The sequence below is a fragment of the Bacillus sp. es.034 genome (assembly GCF_002563655.1).
In the GTDB taxonomy this organism is placed as follows: domain Bacteria; phylum Bacillota; class Bacilli; order Bacillales; family Bacillaceae_B; genus Rossellomorea.
The window spans coordinates 2,398,264-2,416,760 of the sequence record NZ_PDIY01000001.1 but is presented as its reverse complement, the minus strand read 5'-3'; the positions used below and the strand labels follow the sequence as shown (position 1 = coordinate 2,416,760).

Genomic DNA, 18,497 nt, shown 5'->3' with positions numbered 1-18,497 from the left:
TTCTAATATTCATCTGCCAAGGCAACAAATGCTTTTGTTATATTGGTCTTCGTAATCCTGCCTATGACTTCTAAATCACCCTTTTCGGTTTTTTTGATGACGGGGACAGAGTCGATCTGCTTATGAATCAGGTCCTTCGCCACACCGATCAGCTGGTCATCTTTTTCACAAACCGTGATATTGGGCATCCTTGTCATAATAATATTCACCGGCAACGTACTGAGTTCCTGCTTCCCGATACTCGCTCTCAAAAGATCTTTACGGGACAGGACACCCACTAAGTATGTATTGGCGTCCACGACAAACAATGTTCCCACATCCTCCAGAAACATCGTTACGATGGCATCATATACGGAAACATTTTCATTCACCACAACCGGAATCGATTGATAATCCTTGACGAATATTTTGTTCAGGTTCTCCGTCAGCAGCTGTGTCCCTGTTTTCCCTGTATAGAAATACCCTACCCTCGGACGTGCATCCAAGTAACCTGCCATGGTCAGGATGGCAAGATCAGGTCTTAGAGTCGCCCTCGTTAAATTTAATTGATCCGCAATATGTTCACCAGTGATAGGTCCGTTGTCTTTCACTATTTGCAGGATATGTTCCTGACGTTTATTAAGTTCGATTGTTACTCACCACCTAACGGTCAAACAATTTATGTTATACTTTATATTAAATATTATATACTATTTAACCAAAATGAAAAGAGCATATTATCATCCATTTGTGACAACCTATAGCTAAAATTCACTTTACAAAGAGTATCTTCTTTTGAACGAAACTTCAAATCTTTTCTCTTCTCCAAATCATTAGTTGTTTTTATTTCTTTGTCATGATAAAATGTCTTCATCTTATAACCAATAAGGCTATGATGGATCAATAATCCTTGCTAACCGATAAGCGACTGGGGACAGTGAAAGCCCAGATGGCATGGAGACGGCAATCCGGAGCTATTTACCGTTTTTAAAGTGGGTATACATGTATGTATATCAACTAGGGTGGAACCGCGAGTAACAAGCTCGTCCCTAGGCCTCAAGCGCCTAAGGACGAGCTTTTTTATTTACATAAATGATGAGAAGGAGTGACTTATATGTCAATGGAACAAGTAGTCAACTTAGCAAAGCACAGGGGGTTTGTCTTCCCCGGTTCTGAAATTTACGGAGGACTTGCCAACACATGGGATTACGGTCCACTTGGTGTAGAGCTGAAAAACAATATTAAAAAAGCCTGGTGGAAAAAATTTGTACAGGAGTCCCCTTACAATGTGGGCCTTGATGCAAGTATCCTGATGAATCCGCAAACATGGGTAGCTTCCGGGCACGTTGGGAACTTCAATGACCCGATGATCGACTGTAAGCAATGTAAGACACGTCACCGCGCAGACAAAATCATTGAAAATGCCTTGGAAGCAAAGGGCATCGAGATGATTGTAGACGGTCTTTCATTCGAAAAAATGGAAGAAATCATCAAAGAACATGATATTGCATGTCCTGATTGCGGAAGCCACGATTTCACAGATATCCGCCAATTTGACCTTATGTTCAAAACCCATCAGGGAGTAACGGAATCTTCTACAAATGAAATTTATTTACGTCCAGAAACAGCACAGGGGATCTTTGTAAACTTCAAAAACGTTCAGCGATCCATGCGTAAGAAAATGCCATTTGGTATTGCGCAAGTCGGTAAAAGTTTCCGAAACGAAATCACTCCTGGTAATTTCACATTCAGAACCCGTGAATTCGAACAGATGGAACTTGAATTCTTCTGCAAACCTGGCGAAGACCTAGAGTGGTTCTCGTACTGGCGCGAATTCTGTAAAAACTGGTTACTGAATCTTGGAATGAGCGAAGACAATATGAGACTGCGCGACCACGATCAGGACGAATTATCCCATTACAGCAACGCGACAACGGATATCGAATACAAATTCCCGTTTGGCTGGGGTGAGCTTTGGGGTGTGGCAGATCGTACAGACTTCGACCTGAAGCGTCATATGGAACATTCAAATGAGGACTTCCACTACATGGATCCACAAACGAATGAAAAATATGTACCTTACTGCATCGAGCCTTCCCTCGGGGCTGACCGGGTAACCCTAGCATTCCTATGCGATGCGTTCGAAGAAGAAGAACTAGAGAACGATTCACGTACCGTATTACGTTTCCACCCGGCACTGGCTCCGTTCAAAGCGGCTGTCCTGCCACTTTCGAAAAAACTCTCTGACGATGCATTTAAAGTGTACGAAGAGCTGTCCCAGGATCTTATGATCGACTTCGACGAAACGGCATCCATCGGGAAACGTTACCGCCGCCAGGACGAAATCGGCACTCCATACTGCATCACATTCGACTTTGACTCTGTAGAAGACGGTCAAGTAACCGTACGTGACCGCGACACAATGGATCAGGTAAGAATGCCAATCAGTGATGTAAAGACATTTTTGCAAGAGAAAATTAAGTTTTAATATTAATTAAAAAAATCAGGCCCATTCACAAACGTGAATGGGCCTCTCTATATCACAAGCAGCATCTATGTAACTAGAATAAGTCCTTAAGGTTATCCATTTGGTCCAGAAACCTCCTGGATTTTAATGTCAGACCTGAGTTTTCATCGTAATAAGTCCTGATTACCCGCTTCAATTGACGTTTCGTTTCATCTTTCACCGATATATTTCCCAATCGATTGAGGTCGAAATAGTAAAATACCCTGAGAAGCTTCACAGTACTTTGTGAGATCGGTAAATGATGTGGATCTTCACTTAAACAGCGATGACAGATGAATCCATTTTCTTTAAAGGAAAAAGCGAATTCACCATCGGTTTCCCCGCAAACAGCACATCCATTCAGATGAGGATACAACCCCATTACAGGGAGCATCTTCATTTCAAAGATATGCATCAGGATTTCCGGGTCATAGTCTTCATTCAAGTAGTGAAGAGTCTTGTAAAGCAATTCAAACAAGAAGGGATTCGGCTTTCGGTCCTCCGTTGCCTTATCAAGGAGGTCCACGATGTAAGTGGCGTAAGCCGTCTTAAACAGATCCTCCCTCACATGCCGCAGGGACTCTGCCATTTCCCCCTGTTGAAGGGTACCCAGCCCGCTTCCCTTGATAAAAAGGAAATAACCATATGTAAACAATTGTGAAATGGCGGAAAGACGGCTATTAGGTTTCTTTGCCCCTCTAGCCATCAATCCAATCTTTCCGAATTCCCGTGTATATATGGTAACAATTTTATTCGACTCACCGTAATGATTGGTTCGAATGACAATTCCTTCACACTTCTGCAGCATTTAGCCACCTCCCGATCTCTATCTTCCCGGGTGATGACAAACTTATCACGTTAAAGGAAAATCTACTTCCGCTGTTTCTTCTTCAAAGCTGTAAGGATCATCAAATGTCTCCTTCTCAAGCTCCTTGAAAAGGAGATAGGTATCGATACTTCCTGTCTGCGAAAAAAATTTCCATGTTAAGTCTAACATAAAAAACCCACCTTTCTGGATTTAAACTAGCAAGACTTCATAAGCTTTCTTGTGATTAGAATGAGCATTTTCTCTCTAAAACATGTGGCCTAAATATTGTTAATTATCAATATTCGTCGTCACTGAAGCCAAAGTCACGGAGGTTTGCAGATCGGTTACGCCAATCCTTCTGTACCTTCACCCATAGTTCGAGATAAACCTTTGATCCCAACAGGTTCTCAATATCCACCCGCGATCGCTTCCCTACTTCTTTGAGCATGGAGCCCTGCTTGCCGATGACAATCCCCTTCTGGGAATCTCTCTCTACAATGATGGTGGCGATGACGTCAATGAGGTTCTTCTCATCTTTTCGCTCCATCTTGTCGATCACGACCGCAATACTGTGGGGAATCTCTTCCCGTGTCAGGTGCAGGACCTTTTCCCGGATCAGTTCTGAAACGATAAAACGTTCAGGATGATCGGTAATCTGATCGGCAGGATAAAATTGAGGCCCTTCCGGTAATTGATCCTTCAGTACCTGCAGCAGCTGGTCAACGTTGTTTCCTTCGAGTGCTGAGATAGGCACAGTCGCCGCAAACGGGAACAGGTCATTGTATTGTTTAATCATAGGCAGTAAGGCGTCTGGGTGGATCTGGTCGATCTTATTAAGAATAAGGTAGACCGGAGTTTTTACACCTTTCAGCTTCTCTATGATAAAGTGATCTCCTTTTCCCAATCCTTCTTCGACGTTCACCATGAACAATATGACGTCCACTTCTTTTAAAGTGTTCTGAGCAATCTTCATCATGAAGTCTCCCAGTTTATGTTTCGGTTTGTGAATTCCAGGAGTGTCGATGAATATCATCTGGGCATCATCGGTCGTGTAAACTCCTTGAACTTTGTTGCGTGTGGTCTGGGGCTTATCACTCATAATGGCGATCTTTTGACCGATGACCCGGTTCAGGAAAGTGGATTTCCCAACGTTTGGTCTTCCAATGATGGAGATAAAGCCTGATTTGTATTCTGTGTTACTGATATTATTACTCATTTAGATCCTCCGGTGAAAAAGCTCCTGGTAATAGTTCCGCTACGGTTAATTCTTCTACATCGCCCTTCAGGTTCGTCAATATGACTTTCATTTCTTTCGGACAAAGTTCTGAAATGACCTGCCGGCATGCTCCACATGGTGGAACAGGTCTTGCCGTGTCTGCCACAACCGCGATCATCGAATAGTCTACGTCACCTTCTGAGTACGCCTTGAATAACGCAGTCCGTTCAGCACAGTTACACATGCTGTACGCTGCATTTTCAATATTGCATCCGTGATAGACCTTACCGTCCTTTGACAGAAGAGCCGCTCCCACCTTAAATTTACTATAGGGTACGTATGCTTTTTCCCTCGCTAGTTTAGCTTCTTGTATCAATTGTTCTGCATTCATTGATTGAACTCTCCTTTTAACCCTTACACATTCATTTTACTACAATTTTCATAAAAGAAAATGGGCTGTTATCATTTTGTAATAAAATAGTTAGATAATTCAAACTATTTATCGATTTTGTCCTTTGCTCCACTTATTCTATACAAGTATAAGAACGTTTTCAAATGAATTAAAGGCCACAGGGAAGAAATCGCATAATTTCTTTCCTGCAGCCTTTATTTTGCGGTCTTGCAATAATATTTTCCAATTAGAGAATCAGTTCCCAAAGCTTCGGAAGAAAGATGATGGTCCCTACGATCGCAGTACAGATCGCGAAGAGAAGCACCGCAGCCGAAGCCAGATCCTTCGCAGCCTTGGCAAGGGGATGATACTCTTCCGTAGTAAGGTCGACTGCCTTTTCAATGGCTGTATTCATCGTTTCAAGAGCAAGCACGGAAAAGACAAGGATAATCAGTATGACCCATTCCATTGCGCATACAGAGAGCAGGTAGGCAAGAAGGAACACGACACCACCTGCGAATGAATGAATTCTGAAATTCTGTTCCGTTGCCCAGACAGACTTCATGCCTTCCGCAGCATATCCAAAGGATTTTAGGAATCGGAATAAGCCGAATTTAGTCTCTTTTGAGTCCATATTCATCTAAAATGTCCTTTTGTCTTTTGAACATCTTCTTTTCCTCTTCTTCTTCCATATGATCATATCCTAATAAATGAAGGAAGCCGTGAAGGGCAAGAAAACCAAGTTCACGGGAGACGGAATGGTTGTATTCTTCCGCCTGTTCTTTTGTTCTGTCTATGGAAATGATGATATCCCCAAGAACGCGTGGAATCCCCGCGCCTATAATTTCTACCTCATCTTCCCCGAGTTCTTCGAGGGCAAATGAAATGACATCCGTGGGCTGATCCTTAGACCGGTATTCCCGGTTGATTTCCTGGATGCGTTCGTTGGTCACAAAGGTCACGGACACTTCGCTTTCAGCCTCGATCCCCTCTTGTTCAGCAGCAAAGTTCAGGATATTTTGAACCAGCTGTGTCTGTTCATCGGATACTGTTTCTGTTTCGTCAATAAAGTCGATTAATAAAGTCATGCCTCTTCTCCTTTTGCTTGAAGTTCAGGGTACTCGATCCTCGGATGGAAGATTCCATTCAACGTTTCACATAGCGACCTTTTCACCGTCTCTAATTGCTTTAATGAAATATCACATTCGTTAAACTGTCCGTCCTGTAGGCGGTCTTGTACGATCGAATGGACAAGCTTTTGAATTTCTGCCTGGGTGGGTGATTTCTTCGACCTGACAGCCGCTTCTACACTATCCGCAATGCTGATGACGGCCGCTTCCCTCGTTTGGGGTTTAGGACCTGGATAACGGTATTCTTCTTCCTTAACATCTTTCCCTTGTTCTTTTGCCTTATAATAGAAAAATTTCAACAGTGTCGTTCCGTGATGCTGCTCGGCAATGTCGATGATTTCCTTTGGCAATTTATGTTTCCGGAGCATCTGGGCTCCATCTGAAGCATGACTAATAATAACATCCCGGCTGGTTTCAGGCGATACCCTGTCATGGGGATTCCCCATATTCAGCTGATTTTCAATGAAGAAGTGCGGACGTTTGGACTTTCCTACATCATGATAGTAGCATCCGACCCTGGCGAGTAACCCGTTGGCCCCGATGGCTTCACACGCAGCTTCTGCAAGGTTCGCCACCATGACACTGTGATGATAGGTGCCCGGCGCATCGGTCAAGAGCTTCTTCAATAACGGCTGTGTAGGGCTAGAAAGCTCGACCAGTCTCATGGAGGAAAGAATCCCGAATCCCGCTTCAAAAAACGGGAGGAAACCGATCGTGAGGATGGAAGACATGATCCCCGATACCAGGGCAAATACAATATAATACACATATTCACTATTCGAATAGGAAGTACCGCTTAATAGGATTAAAAATCCAAGGATCATAATATTGACAAGCGCTACGTAGATCCCGGCCCTTAAAATATTCGAACGCTGATTTCGGCTCACAAGGAAAAGAATACCTGACACACCGCTGAATAATGTATAAATCGCAATTTCGATATCGATGGATCCGGAGAATTGCTGGTGGAATACGATACTCGAGCAGGCAGATAGGATGAATACCATCATCATGGCGATCCTTTCATTCAGCAAGATCCTCAATATCATACCTGTGAACGCAGCCGGCAATATGAAGGCAATGTCGTTGATTTCCAGCTGCTCGATCAGTCCTACGATCTTCATGATCAAGAGTGATATGACAAATACGATGCTTGTGAGGATCAGGTAATTTTGCTTTCTTTCCTCGGTGACTTCAAGTGTATAGAAGAAATAATAGAGTGAACTTATCACCACTAGGACAAAGAGTGCCAGTCCGACATACGGTTTGAAGGAGAATGTATCCTCCACCATCCCCAGGGTCTTCAGGATGCTGTATGTTTTAGGTGTGATCAGCTCCCCGTCTTCTACGATGACGCCGCCTTCGATGATTTCAACCTTTTCCACGTTTGCCTCGGCCAGCTTCTTTAACTCATCCGTTTTTTCAGCATCGTAGTAAAGCGTCGGCTCTAAGGAAACTTTCCCCAGCTTGACGGCAGCGGTGGACAAATCACCTTTAAATGAATAATTGGTGATCCGTTGTTCCAGATTCAATTTCGCTTCATTTAATTCTTCCTCTTTCACGCCGTTTTCCATGATGATTCTCATTTGTGTGGTAACGATGGTCTCTACACGGGAAAGATCATCTTCTGACGCCTCCAGGAGGATTTTTAACACGTCATCACTCAAACTATTGGTGACATTATTATTTTTATCCTTCGGCAATTTGGCTTTCAGAAGCTTCAGCTGTTCAGTTGTATCCGTACTTGTTGGCGGCTTCAGATTTTCCTCATCCCCCGCCTGCTGTTTCGATTCATTTTTCACTTCATTTACACTTTCCAACAGAGAGTGTATCAACGAAGTAGAGTTATCGATCGCCCCTTCTTTCGGGGTATATACACTTGCGACTTCTGCCTTTGCTTCTTCCTTCTTCTTGGCAGTTGCCTCCTCATCGACGAATTTCTTCGGTGCCCTTATCGTGGTGGGGGCATCTTCATATAAATGAATATCCAGCGTTTTCGGTTTCACATTTCCATACAGGACACCGAAAACAATGATGCCAAGCAGCACAAACAAGAGATTGGTAAATAATCGGTAGCTGAGAAAGCTCCTTATTTTAAGTAGAAATGGGTGAGTTTGCATAAAGAACCCCCTGATATGTATAAACAATTTCGGATAGCCATATGTAAAGGCATTTAGTAATTATGTAAAATCATAACAGTTTTTGACTTATTTATCTATGTATAGCCCCACAAAAAAAGATTGATCCAAGTCCATGCCGGATCTTATGATGGCGGCATGGATCAACTGGAGCAATCTCTCACTGTCTATTTTTCGATTGTTTCATAGGCATCGATAATTTTCGCGACCAACGGATGACGGACTACATCGGCTTGATCGAGATAAATGAACGACACTCCTCTAACATCTTTTAAAATCCGTTCAGAAGAAATCAATCCTGACTCGCTGCCCCTGGGCAGATCCACCTGGGAACGGTCTCCCGTGATGATCATCTTGGAATCAAAGCCGAGCCTTGTCAGGAACATTTTCATTTGGGCCTTCGTAGTATTCTGGGCCTCATCAAGAATCACGAACGCATCATCAAGGGTACGGCCCCTCATATATGCCAGGGGAGCGATCTCGATGGTACCCCTCTCGATCAGGCGGGCGGTATGCTCTGCTCCCAGTACATCATGCAGGGCATCATATAGGGGGCGGAGATAAGGATCCACCTTCTCCTTCAAGTCACCCGGAAGGAACCCAAGGCTTTCGCCTGCTTCCACAGCCGGTCTCGTCAGGATGATCTTCTTGACCTGCCCGTTCTTTAAGGCATGCACAGCCATGACGACGGCTAAATAGGTCTTCCCGGTACCGGCTGGCCCGATCCCGAACACCATATCATGCTTCTTGATGGCTTGGATGTATTGACGCTGCCCGAGTGTTTTCACCCGGATCGATTTACCTTTGGCGTTCTTTGTTATCTCTTCATTGTACAACTCTGTAAAATATTCAAGCGTCCCCTGTCTGCCCATTTCTATGGCATAATGGACATCACGCTGGCCGATGTTGATTCCTTTACGGATCACGGCCACCAGTCGATCAGAAATATCAACGGCGAGACTTACATCTTCTTCCTTACCTGAAACCAGCAACTCTTCGCCTCTTGTTACGATCGAAACGTGTAATTCCTGTTCTATTAATTTTAGGTGAGAATCTGAAACTCCGAACAAAGCGATGGCTTCATTAGGGTTTTCAAGTTGTAATTTCATTAAGATTTCATCTGACATTCGTTAGTCTCCTTGAATAAGTGGTTGTCCTTCTGCAATATTTTCTATTACTTTGAAGTGGATGGTTACCCTAACTTTACCATTCTCGACCTTTTCTTGCAAAATTTTTCCCCCTCTGATTTCTGCATCTTCCGGGAGGGAGGACTCCAGGTTGCTTTTGGCAAGCTTTTTCGCAGCCATGATGGCTTCGGATTTTGTATAGGTCCTTTCCACGTCCTCTTTCTCTTTCATGCTGCGGTCAATATAATATACCGGAAGCTCCCATTTCAAAAAACGCAGTGGCTTTTTCGTTTCTTCCACAACGACGTCCTTAAATTCCGTTTTCCCGAACCCCCATATCGGGATATTCACTGAACCGAAACCGACATAATGTTTTCTCTTCTCATTTCCACTGAATACGATGAACCGGGATTTCAGCGGAAGTTCAACCGATGTTTTGTACCAAGTTTCTCCCAGTATCTTCGCTTTCGCCGAGACTCCTTTCGGCTCTTTTTCATTCCCGATCAGACCCGATACAAGGAGCTGTCCTTTATTGACGTAGTCATTAACGTTCACCTGGGGGTCGCCTTCTTCTACAAACATGCCGGTGATGATGGCTTTCTTTTTGGCGACAATATGCTGCAGGCCAGTGGATTCAGGGGGTTCCGGTGCATTTTTTTCCACCACTTGAAAGTGAAAGGTTGTCCCTTGTAACTCCACCCCTACCCACGTGATATTATTCATCCTGTAGGATAACTCACGCTGAATGTTCTCAACATCGGGGATGGAGAACTGCATCTTCCCCTTGGAAACACCCATCTCCTCCAGTTCCTTTCGTATACTGTGCTCGGTTTGAGGTGACGCACCTTTGATCTCGATGCCCCACACCATATTGGAAAGAAGGAATACGATGACGAAGAATGCCAGTCCACCAATCATGAAGCCCGAATTTTTCAGTAATCTCTTGAATAGGAAGGGAACCCCCTGCCCTCTTAGAAATGTCACTTTACACTCGGATGCCCGTACCGCTCTTCGGAAGTTATGTACATCTTCTAAGGATAAGTAAAAGGTGATGGTTTCCGTTCCCGCTCTCTTCACATTCCATATGGTGATGCCGGCCCTGAGCAATTGATTGATGACCCGCTCGACTAATCTGCCTTCTATTTTGACAAATACCTTTCCCCTCAGAAAGGTGAACCATTGATTCTTCAAATCCGTCCCTCCTATTGTTCTAAATAGATCACTTCTACGATTTTCCCCTGAAGGAGAATTTCTTCCGGAAGGATCATCTTGATGACAAATTGCTCCCCTTTTATTAACAGTTGACCCTGTTTAAGCAGAAGCCGCACCTCCCGATCTGTGAAGGTCAACAGACCCCGGTGGTTTTCTATATAGATATGAATTTGTCCAATCATTGTGACGCGAGGAAGGTCCATCATGACATCTTCGGGTAAATCCATTTTCTGTGTCATCCATTTACGCATCTGTTGTAAAAAGCTTTTCGCCATAAAAAAAGAACCCCCTTTCATCTCATATTTATGAAATGAAAAGGGGTTTCATCACTTTTATTTTTGATGATGGCGTTTTTTTGATTTCGGAGGGCCGAACACCTCTGAAAAAATAAATCCTTTTACGATATCATCTTCATTTTTGAAATCAAGGATCAGATTCGAATTTTCTCGAATCCTCTTTGCCCGGTTCTGGTGGGCTTCAAGCTTCCTTGAATAACGTTCTTCTTGTTTCTGAAGGCTGGAATAAGTAGATTCCGCCTCCTTCTTTTTATCTTCGAAACGGGTTTGGATGGAGGAGACCGCCTCTTTTACAGGCTCTCTGTATGTCCTTGATTCCCTCCGTGCGGTTCTTTCCCTCTCCCCTCTTTCCCTGCCTCTTCCAACAGGCTCGGAAGAAGCGGGAGAGGCCGTTTGAATCGGCTTTTGCCTCACGGGTTTATTGGAAGGAGGCTGTTTCATTTTATTGAATATGGATGTGATGATCCCTATCAATATAGCAATGATCAATGGCTCCATTGGGAATACTCCTTTCTAAACAAAGGGAGATTACTTATCACTCTTCGGATCTTTTTTATCCCCTGTCAGCTTTCCGATCGAGTCTCTCATTTCTGTATCGGCATCAATATTCTTCAGGTTCATATAGTCCATCACACCGATGTTACCTGATCTGAGTGCTTCCGCCATGGCAAGAGGCACTTCTGCTTCCGCTTCCACAACTTTCGCTCTCATTTCTTCTACCCTTGCTTTCATTTCCTGTTCGTTGGCAACGGCCATCGCTCTTCGTTCTTCCGCTTTCGCCTGGGCAATGTTCTTGTCCGCTTCTGCTTGTTCTGTTTGCAGTTCCGCTCCGATATTCTTGCCGATATCAACATCCGCAATATCAATAGAGAGGATCTCAAATGCCGTACCTGCGTCCAGACCTTTTGAAAGGACCGTCTGAGAAATCAAATCCGGATTTTCCAATACCTTTTTGTGATTGTCGGATGAACCGATCGTTGATACAATCCCTTCCCCGACACGGGCAACGATCGTTTCTTCACCGGCACCACCGACAAGGCGGTCGATATTCGCACGGACCGTGATACGCGCCTTTGCCTTCACTTCGATTCCATCCATGGCCACCCCCGCGATGAACGGCGTTTCGATCACTTTAGGGTTAACACTCATCTGAACCGCTTCAAGGACGTCACGACCAGCAAGGTCAATCGCCGCAGCACGCTCAAACGTCAATTCAATATTTGCACGATGAGCCGCAATCAGTGCATTGACCACTCTGTCTACGTTACCGCCAGCTAAATAGTGACTCTCCAGCTGGTTGATCGTTACCGTGATGCCCGCTTTATGGGCTTTAATCAATGGATTGATCACACGACTCGGGATAACACGTCTTAATCTCATCCCTACTAGTGTGAAAATACTGATCCTGACTCCTGCCGCGATTGCTGAAATCCACAGCATGACTGGTACAAATGTAAATAATACAGCTAAAACGATAATGCCCACCACAATCGCAACGAGCAGTAGAATCGTACTTGGTCCTATAACCATATTTTCTTACCTCCTAAAGTATTATGAAATGTCTCTTACTACAATCCTTGACCCTTCCACCTTCACAATTTTAACCTTTTCACCTGCTTTGATAAAGCCGCCTTCTGTCACTGCGTCGATTCTTTCTTCCTCCACGATGACGGTTCCGGATGGCCTTAACGGCGTTTTGGTCACGCCAATTCTTCCAATCAAATCCAATCGATTGGCGTTGGATACATATCCGCTTTCTGTGCTGGTGGAATCGTTTAAAATGATTTTGTTGAAAAATTTCATCTTTTTACCAAACACCTTTACAAAGATAATCACTGTTGCAACGGCAATGAATAAAGCAATCAAAAGAGAGATTCCCATTTGCACCATATCGCCCCCTGCCAACATAATACTTGCAAGGATCGCCCCTATGCCGAGTACCCCCGCAATTCCACCGGGGAGGAAAAACTCCGCCACTATAAGGATGATACCAATGATGAAAAGAATAATGGTTTCGTATCCCGCAAGTCCTGCAACCAAGTGTCCATAAAAGAATAATACAAGGGAAATCAAGCCGATAGAACCGGCAATTCCAAAACCGGGTGAATACAGCTCCACAATCAGCCCGATGCTTGCCAGGGATAATAGAATCGGGACAACGACAGGGTTTGTGATGAAGCGGGCGAGTTTTTCCGCGAACGTTTCATCCACCCGTTTCACAGAGGACTTATCCACTCCAAGCGTTTCATACAATTCATCGAGGTTCTTCACTGTCCCCTCTGAATACCCGATCTCCTTTGCTTCCTTTGATCCCAGCGTCAATAGTTCACCTTTTTCAATCCCCAGCTCTTCTATGACGAGGGAATCATCTGCCATGGCGAGAGCATAGTGAGGATCTCTCCCATTTGACTCAGCGGCACTTTTCATGGCAGATAGCCAGTAGCTCTGGGCTTTCTTATCCGCCGCATTCCCCTCCTGATCAATGACCGCTGCAGCACCCATCTGTCCATTCGGTACCATATAGATTTCATCTGCATGGAGGGAGATGAATGCTCCCGCTGACAGGGCATGATCATTTACAAACGCAATTGTTTTTGCATCGATCCCATCCAGGAGCTGCCCGATATCGCCCGCGGCATCAACCAATCCCCCAGGTGTATCAATATCGAAAATGATCAGTTCCGCATTATGATCTTCCGCATCTTTGATCGCTCTTTCCAAAAATGCATGAAGTCCTCTTTCCACTTCCTTTTGAATGGGAATCACGTATACCCTATCCGAATCCGCGGCTGAACTGATCAATGGCTGAATAATGCTGCATCCAAGAATCAGCATCAATAATACAAGTATACTTCTCCTCAACTTAACCCCCTCGTTTCAGGTAATATTCCTTGATACTTTATGTACGGATGACCCATTAAAAAAGTTTCATCTTTTTGAAAAGATATGTTATAAAAATGCGAATCCCTTGTTCCATTTGACATTGATTTTAAAAAAACCGGAAAGCATCAACGCTTTCCGGTTTCTTTAATCTTATGATAAATGTTGAAGAACAAGTTTGTTGACGAGAGCCCCATCGGCTTTCCCTTTTAATTTAGGCATGATTGCTCCCATCACTTTGCCCATATCGGCTTTAGAAGTAGCACCTACCTCAGCTACCGTCTGTTCGATAATAGCTGAGACTTCTTCTTCTGAAAGCTGCTTAGGCATATATATTTCGACGTAAGTCAGTTCTGTTTGAATTTTCTCAACGAGGTCTTCGCGACCGGCGTTTTGAAATTCCTGGAGGGAGTCTTTCCGTTGCTTCACTTCTCGAGAAAGGACAGTCAACTCTTCGTCTTCAGAGAGTTCCTGTTTCCCATGTTTGATGGCTTCATTTTGAAGTGAAGCCTTTAGCATGCGGATAACGGAAAGCTTCTCTTTTTCTTTATTTTTCATCGCTTGTTTCATATCATCATTTAAACGATTGAGAAGACTCATACTTACACCCTCTCTTAGAACTTACGCTTTCTTGCAGCTTCTGATTTCTTTTTGCGTTTTACGCTTGGCTTTTCATAAAATTCGCGCTTTCTAAACTCTTGTAAAGTTCCTGTTTTAGAAACTGAGCGTTTGAAGCGACGAAGAGCATCTTCAAGCGATTCGTTTTTACGAACAACTGTTTTTGACATCTCTCTTTCCCTCCCTCCGAACACACTACACTTACATGTTCAAGTCAAGAAATGGTTTGTACCAATTTCTTAAGACGCAGGATTATCTGACGTCCTTTACTTCACCAATTGGTTATGGCTTTGCCCTTGCCTTGTCACAAGGGTACAGAAAGTGTATGTCTTTCTTGGATGGATTCTTTAATATTATAAAGAAATCCATGTACTTTGCCATTATAATATATCATATGTGTCAGGTCAACAATTTATCATAAAACACTCATATAAATAGGCATGTCTCATTCATTTCCCCCATACATTTGTAGTAGTCGTACTGGTGTACAGGAGGAATTCAATGATCTTACATGGAATCGCCTTTATTTTTTTTATTTTATGTTTCTTATTCGGCATGACCTGGCTCAGGTCGGGGCTATTTAATATTGCAAATCAGAAGATCAAGACGTGGCTTCATTTTCTCACGAGCACCCCAGTCAAGGGTGTCATGACAGGAACCGTTGTCACCGCATTTATTCACAGCAGCTCTGCGGTCATGGTCCTCACAGTGGGACTGGCTTCCTCCGGGTTGATCCCTTTCCGTCAAACCATCGGCATCATGCTCGGTTCGAATATCGGGACCACTTTCACTCTTGAAATGTTCACTCTGGATATGAACTATCTCATCGTTCCATCCATGATCATCGGATGTGTACTGTATTTTTTCAAATCTCCACAAATCAGAAGCAGCGGTATGATCTTTATAGGATTCGGATTGATCTTTACATCGATCCGGGCCATTCAATGGCTTGCCACGCCTTTGACGACGCATGAATCACTGCGTTCTTACATGATTCAGGTCAATGAACATCTTGTCCTTGCATTGCTGATTGGATGCGTGTTGACAGCCATCATACAATCGAGTACCGTCGTGACAGGCGTGACGATGGGGTTTCTTGCTGCAGGTTCGATTGATCTCCATGCAGGAATAGCCATCATGCTCGGTGCCAATGTCGGCACCTGTATCACAGCCTTCATTGCAAGCATAGGCGGCGGCACCCAGGCCAAGCTGACCGCATACGCCCATATCTGGCTGAATGTGATGGGTGTGGCACTTTTCATCCCTTTCATCCCCTTACTAGGAACGACCGTACGGACGCTCGCCGGTTCTGCGGATTTGCAATTGGCCCACGCCAGTGTCCTATTCAACCTTATATGTTCTCTGCTTGTTCTTCCGTTTGCCAATTCGTTCGCCCGGTTAATCGAAAAGGTGCACCTTCCAAAAAAAAGCTGAGCGGGTATCCACTCAGCTTTTTATCACACATTAATAATCAGAATCGCTTGTTAATCCCTGGACGATTTTTACACCTGAGCTCGCTCCTAAACGAGTAGCCCCTGCTTCGATCATCGCTTGTGCGTCTTCAAGGGAACGTACGCCGCCTGAAGCTTTCACGCCGATATCAGGTCCAACCGTTTTTCTCATTAAAGCGATATCTTCAACCGTTGCTCCACCAGTCGAGAAGCCGGTTGATGTTTTCACATAATCCGCTCCCGCTTCCACAGCAAGTTGACAAGCTTTCACTTTTTCTTCATCTGTCAGAAGACATGTTTCAATAATGACTTTAGAAAGGGCTTTGCCTTTAGAAGCTGCAACAACCGCTTCGATGTCACGTTTCACTAGTTCATGGTCTCCGCTTTTCAGTGCACCGATATTGATGACCATATCGACTTCCGTTGCACCTTTTTCAATTGCGTCTTTTGTTTCAAACGCTTTCGTTTCAGGTGTAGAAGCTCCAAGCGGGAACCCGATAACCGTACATACTTTCACTTCTGTACCGCTTAATAATTCGCTTGAATATTGTACCCAGGTAGGGTTCACACACACAGAAGCAAACTTGAATTCTTTCGCTTCCTGGCAAAGTACCTCTACTTGGTCTTTTGTTGATTCGGGTTTAAGTAAAGTATGATCGATCATACTTGCAATGTTCATAGTCATTGATTATCTCTCCTTTAACAGTTGTCCGTACCTCTCTTATCATACCAAAACTAAGAGAAAAAGACGAGCACTTTGTAGTATCTCCCAAAATAAAGAAAACCTTTTCATTTGTTCTCAGTGACAATCTCTGAAGGGAAGAAAAAACAACCCCGGAATGATCCGGGGTTGTACAGTATTATTTTAGTCGATATACTCTCGCCTCGTATGGTTTGAGGGTCAACTTGCTTAACTCTCCATGGTTCTCTACTTCATAGTTGTTCAATAGAAGGTTCTCTGATGATACGTTTAGTTTACCAAGGTCACAAACGGCGTTCTTTGTGGAAAGGTTTGTGATGACGACCATGGATATGTTTTCTCCGGTCCGGGTATAAGCATAGATTTGCTTGTCTTTTTCAAGGAGCAGATCATAGGTTCCGTACGTGAAGACATCTTCCCTTTTCTTAAGTTGAATCATTTTCTTGTAGAAGTTGAGTATGGACTTTTCATCTTTTTCCTGCGCTTCTACGTTGATCGTCCTATAGTTTGGATTCACTTTCATCCAAGGTGTCCCAGTTGTGAATCCGCTGTTTTCCCCTGCTGACCATTGCATCGGTGTTCTGCTGTTATCACGGGAGGAAGCCCAGATGATTTCCATGATGTCTTGATGAGGAACCCCTTCTTCACGTTTAAGACGGTATAGATTTTTTACGGCAACATCATCATAGTCTTCGATGGAAGGAAATTGAACGTTGGTCATTCCGATTTCCTGTCCCTGATAGATGAAAGGTGTCCCCTGCATCAGGAAATACATGGCTGCCATCGCTGTGGCACTTTCTTTCCAGTACTCCTTGTCATTACCCCAAGTCGATACAACACGGGCTTTATCATGATTTTCAATAAAAAGGGCATTCCATCCGTTTCCTTCCAGCCCTTTTTGCCAACGGGTGAGCACCTTTTTCAATTCCACGATGTCGAGATCCGGATTTGTTTCTGCATCCCACAATCCAAGATGTTCAAATTGAAAGATCATATCCATCTTTCCGTTCTCTTTACCGACCCATAGTTCCGCTTCATCTGCCTTCACACCGTTTGCTTCCCCAACCGACATCACGTCATAATTGGCATACGTACGATCCTTGAATTCCTGAAGGAACGTATGGATCCCTTTTTGGTTCATATGCATGTCAAAGGAAGAAACGTATTTTTCCTTCTTCGGATTCGGCATATCCGGCAGACCGGTACGCTTCTTGATATGACTGATGGCATCGATTCTGAAGCCATCGATTCCTTTATCCAGCCACCAATTTACCGTATCATATAGTGCCTCACGCACTTCTTCGTTTTCCCAGTTCAGATCCGGCTGCTTCGTCGAGAAGACATGGAGGAAGTATTGGTCCGTTTCTTCATCATACTGCCAAGCCGATCCCCCGAAAATGCTTTCCCAGTTATTCGGTTCTTTGCCTTTCACTCCATTTCTCCAAATATACCAATCACGCTTTGGGTTGTCCTTGGAACTCTTTGACTCGAGGAACCAAGGGTGCTCATCACTGGTATGATTCAGGACAAGGTCAATAATCAGCTTCATATCTCTCTTATGAACTTCATTCAATAATTGGTCGAAGTCTTCCATCGTTCCGAAGTCTTCCATGATATCCTGATAATCCGAAATATCATACCCATTATCGTCATTAGGGGATTTATACATCGGACAGATCCAAATCACATCGATCCCTAACTCTTTAATATAATCCAAGCGCTGGATGACTCCCTGTAAGTCACCGATTCCGTCACCGTTGGAATCCTGGAAACTTCTCGGATAGATTTGGTATCCCACTGCTTCTTTACGCCATGCCTTTTTCATCGTAACACCTCATCAAAGTATAGTAAGATACAAACGCTTACATTTAATGCAATCGTTTGCACTATTGTTTAAAAAAAAGACTCTTTTCTCCTATTCAATTAACAATACTAGTTTACAACCTTCTTCTTCACTAATCAATAGATAATTCGATTCTAACCAAAAAAAGAAAGTGGTTACAAAGTATTATTGTACGAAAATAAATGCAAGGCACCCGAGCGAA

The 18,497-nt window shown here is 43.8% G+C and carries 20 protein-coding genes; 2 read left to right on the top strand and 18 right to left on the bottom strand.

Features of this window, described 5'->3' with window-relative positions; genetic code table 11:
- Window positions 1–2: 2 nt before the first annotated feature.
- Entirely contained in the window at window positions 3–629 is a 627-nt protein-coding gene (ccpN, locus tag ATG71_RS12260) for a transcriptional regulator CcpN (RefSeq protein WP_098439834.1), read from the bottom strand.
- A 464-nt stretch (window positions 630–1,093) separates the two neighbouring features.
- Between ccpN and ATG71_RS12255 the strand changes: the two genes are divergently transcribed.
- Entirely contained in the window at window positions 1,094–2,467 is a 1,374-nt protein-coding gene (locus ATG71_RS12255) for a glycine--tRNA ligase (RefSeq protein WP_098439833.1), read from the top strand.
- A 73-nt stretch (window positions 2,468–2,540) separates the two neighbouring features.
- Here the strand turns inward: ATG71_RS12255 and recO are convergent, their stop codons facing one another.
- The 15 genes from recO to rpsU form a co-directional block, all read right to left on the bottom strand.
- On the bottom strand, window positions 2,541–3,293 hold the full coding sequence (recO, locus tag ATG71_RS12250) for a DNA repair protein RecO (protein WP_098439832.1): 753 nt from the start codon (window positions 3,291–3,293) through the stop codon (window positions 2,541–2,543).
- A gap of 45 nt (window positions 3,294–3,338) precedes the next feature.
- Window positions 3,339–3,482 carry a YqzL family protein gene (locus tag ATG71_RS12245; RefSeq protein WP_098439831.1) on the bottom strand — a complete coding sequence of 48 codons (144 nt, stop codon included), beginning with the start codon at window positions 3,480–3,482 and terminating at the stop codon, window positions 3,339–3,341.
- A 106-nt stretch (window positions 3,483–3,588) separates the two neighbouring features.
- Window positions 3,589–4,509: a GTPase Era gene (gene era / locus ATG71_RS12240; protein ID WP_098439830.1), complete on the bottom strand. Its 921-nt coding sequence runs from the start codon at window positions 4,507–4,509 to the stop codon at window positions 3,589–3,591.
- A complete protein-coding gene (locus ATG71_RS12235) occupies window positions 4,502–4,900 on the bottom strand; it encodes a cytidine deaminase (RefSeq protein WP_098439829.1) in 399 nt (132 codons plus the stop codon). Before ATG71_RS12235 ends, era begins: the two co-directional genes overlap by 8 nt.
- A 247-nt stretch (window positions 4,901–5,147) precedes the next feature.
- Window positions 5,148–5,540 carry a diacylglycerol kinase gene (locus tag ATG71_RS12230; protein WP_098439828.1) on the bottom strand — a complete coding sequence of 131 codons (393 nt, stop codon included), beginning with the start codon at window positions 5,538–5,540 and terminating at the stop codon, window positions 5,148–5,150.
- Window positions 5,515–5,988 carry an rRNA maturation RNase YbeY gene (gene ybeY / locus ATG71_RS12225; RefSeq protein WP_098439827.1) on the bottom strand — a complete coding sequence of 158 codons (474 nt, stop codon included), beginning with the start codon at window positions 5,986–5,988 and terminating at the stop codon, window positions 5,515–5,517. Before ybeY ends, ATG71_RS12230 begins: the two co-directional genes overlap by 26 nt.
- Window positions 5,985–8,150: an HD family phosphohydrolase gene (locus ATG71_RS12220; RefSeq protein ID WP_098439826.1), complete on the bottom strand. Its 2,166-nt coding sequence runs from the start codon at window positions 8,148–8,150 to the stop codon at window positions 5,985–5,987. Before ATG71_RS12220 ends, ybeY begins: the two co-directional genes overlap by 4 nt.
- Window positions 8,151–8,335: 185 nt before the next feature.
- Window positions 8,336–9,295 carry a PhoH family protein gene (locus ATG71_RS12215; RefSeq protein WP_098439825.1) on the bottom strand — a complete coding sequence of 320 codons (960 nt, stop codon included), beginning with the start codon at window positions 9,293–9,295 and terminating at the stop codon, window positions 8,336–8,338.
- A gap of 3 nt (window positions 9,296–9,298) precedes the next feature.
- Window positions 9,299–10,486: a sporulation protein YqfD gene (gene yqfD, locus ATG71_RS12210; RefSeq protein ID WP_098439824.1), complete on the bottom strand. Its 1,188-nt coding sequence runs from the start codon at window positions 10,484–10,486 to the stop codon at window positions 9,299–9,301.
- 11 nt (window positions 10,487–10,497) lie between these two features.
- On the bottom strand, window positions 10,498–10,782 hold the full coding sequence (gene yqfC / locus ATG71_RS12205; RefSeq protein WP_034757499.1) for a sporulation protein YqfC: 285 nt from the start codon (window positions 10,780–10,782) through the stop codon (window positions 10,498–10,500).
- A 57-nt stretch (window positions 10,783–10,839) separates the two neighbouring features.
- Window positions 10,840–11,301, bottom strand: a complete 462-nt coding sequence (locus tag ATG71_RS12200; RefSeq protein WP_098439823.1) for a hypothetical protein — start codon at window positions 11,299–11,301, stop codon at window positions 10,840–10,842.
- Between the two features lie 30 nt (window positions 11,302–11,331).
- The gene (floA, locus tag ATG71_RS12195) at window positions 11,332–12,327 is read right to left on the bottom strand and encodes a flotillin-like protein FloA (RefSeq protein ID WP_098441813.1); all 996 of its coding nucleotides are present in this window, start codon (window positions 12,325–12,327) and stop codon (window positions 11,332–11,334) included.
- A 27-nt stretch (window positions 12,328–12,354) separates the two neighbouring features.
- On the bottom strand, window positions 12,355–13,665 hold the full coding sequence (locus ATG71_RS12190) for an NfeD family protein (protein ID WP_286162990.1): 1,311 nt from the start codon (window positions 13,663–13,665) through the stop codon (window positions 12,355–12,357).
- Window positions 13,666–13,836: 171 nt separating this feature from the next.
- On the bottom strand, window positions 13,837–14,283 hold the full coding sequence (locus tag ATG71_RS12185) for a GatB/YqeY domain-containing protein (protein ID WP_098439821.1): 447 nt from the start codon (window positions 14,281–14,283) through the stop codon (window positions 13,837–13,839).
- Between the two features lie 14 nt (window positions 14,284–14,297).
- On the bottom strand, window positions 14,298–14,471 hold the full coding sequence (gene rpsU / locus ATG71_RS12180) for a 30S ribosomal protein S21 (protein WP_032087602.1): 174 nt from the start codon (window positions 14,469–14,471) through the stop codon (window positions 14,298–14,300).
- Between the two features lie 331 nt (window positions 14,472–14,802).
- Between rpsU and ATG71_RS12175 the strand changes: the two genes are divergently transcribed.
- The gene (locus tag ATG71_RS12175) at window positions 14,803–15,735 is read left to right on the top strand and encodes a Na/Pi symporter (RefSeq protein WP_098439820.1); all 933 of its coding nucleotides are present in this window, start codon (window positions 14,803–14,805) and stop codon (window positions 15,733–15,735) included.
- 30 nt (window positions 15,736–15,765) lie between these two features.
- Here ATG71_RS12175 and deoC read toward each other — a convergent pair whose 3' ends face one another.
- Together deoC and ATG71_RS12165 are read right to left on the bottom strand one after the other, a co-directional pair.
- Entirely contained in the window at window positions 15,766–16,437 is a 672-nt protein-coding gene (gene deoC / locus ATG71_RS12170) for a deoxyribose-phosphate aldolase (RefSeq protein WP_098439819.1), read from the bottom strand.
- Window positions 16,438–16,612: 175 nt separating this feature from the next.
- Window positions 16,613–18,277, bottom strand: coding sequence for a glycoside hydrolase family 13 protein (locus ATG71_RS12165; RefSeq protein WP_098439818.1), 1,665 nt, complete (start codon window positions 18,275–18,277; stop codon window positions 16,613–16,615).
- Between the last annotated feature and the right edge of the window lie 220 nt (window positions 18,278–18,497).

Excerpts from the sequence above, each read along its gene's own strand:
- ATG71_RS12255 (WP_098439833.1), top strand. The coding sequence starts at position 1,094 with ATGTCAATGGAACAAGTAGTCAACTTAGCAAAGCACAGGGGGTTTGTC.
- recO (WP_098439832.1), bottom strand. The coding sequence starts at position 3,293 with ATGCTGCAGAAGTGTGAAGGAATTGTCATTCGAACCAATCATTACGGT.
- ATG71_RS12245 (WP_098439831.1), bottom strand. The coding sequence starts at position 3,482 with ATGTTAGACTTAACATGGAAATTTTTTTCGCAGACAGGAAGTATCGAT.
- era (WP_098439830.1), bottom strand. The coding sequence starts at position 4,509 with ATGAGTAATAATATCAGTAACACAGAATACAAATCAGGCTTTATCTCC.
- ATG71_RS12235 (WP_098439829.1), bottom strand. The coding sequence starts at position 4,900 with ATGAATGCAGAACAATTGATACAAGAAGCTAAACTAGCGAGGGAAAAA.
- ATG71_RS12230 (WP_098439828.1), bottom strand. The coding sequence starts at position 5,540 with ATGAATATGGACTCAAAAGAGACTAAATTCGGCTTATTCCGATTCCTA.
- ybeY (WP_098439827.1), bottom strand. The coding sequence starts at position 5,988 with ATGACTTTATTAATCGACTTTATTGACGAAACAGAAACAGTATCCGAT.
- ATG71_RS12220 (WP_098439826.1), bottom strand. The coding sequence starts at position 8,150 with ATGCAAACTCACCCATTTCTACTTAAAATAAGGAGCTTTCTCAGCTAC.
- ATG71_RS12215 (WP_098439825.1), bottom strand. The coding sequence starts at position 9,295 with ATGTCAGATGAAATCTTAATGAAATTACAACTTGAAAACCCTAATGAA.
- yqfC (WP_034757499.1), bottom strand. The coding sequence starts at position 10,782 with ATGGCGAAAAGCTTTTTACAACAGATGCGTAAATGGATGACACAGAAA.
- ATG71_RS12200 (WP_098439823.1), bottom strand. The coding sequence starts at position 11,301 with ATGGAGCCATTGATCATTGCTATATTGATAGGGATCATCACATCCATA.
- ATG71_RS12185 (WP_098439821.1), bottom strand. The coding sequence starts at position 14,283 with ATGAGTCTTCTCAATCGTTTAAATGATGATATGAAACAAGCGATGAAA.
- rpsU (WP_032087602.1), bottom strand. The coding sequence starts at position 14,471 with ATGTCAAAAACAGTTGTTCGTAAAAACGAATCGCTTGAAGATGCTCTT.
- ATG71_RS12175 (WP_098439820.1), top strand. The coding sequence starts at position 14,803 with ATGATCTTACATGGAATCGCCTTTATTTTTTTTATTTTATGTTTCTTA.
- deoC (WP_098439819.1), bottom strand. The coding sequence starts at position 16,437 with ATGACTATGAACATTGCAAGTATGATCGATCATACTTTACTTAAACCC.
- ATG71_RS12165 (WP_098439818.1), bottom strand. The coding sequence starts at position 18,277 with ATGAAAAAGGCATGGCGTAAAGAAGCAGTGGGATACCAAATCTATCCG.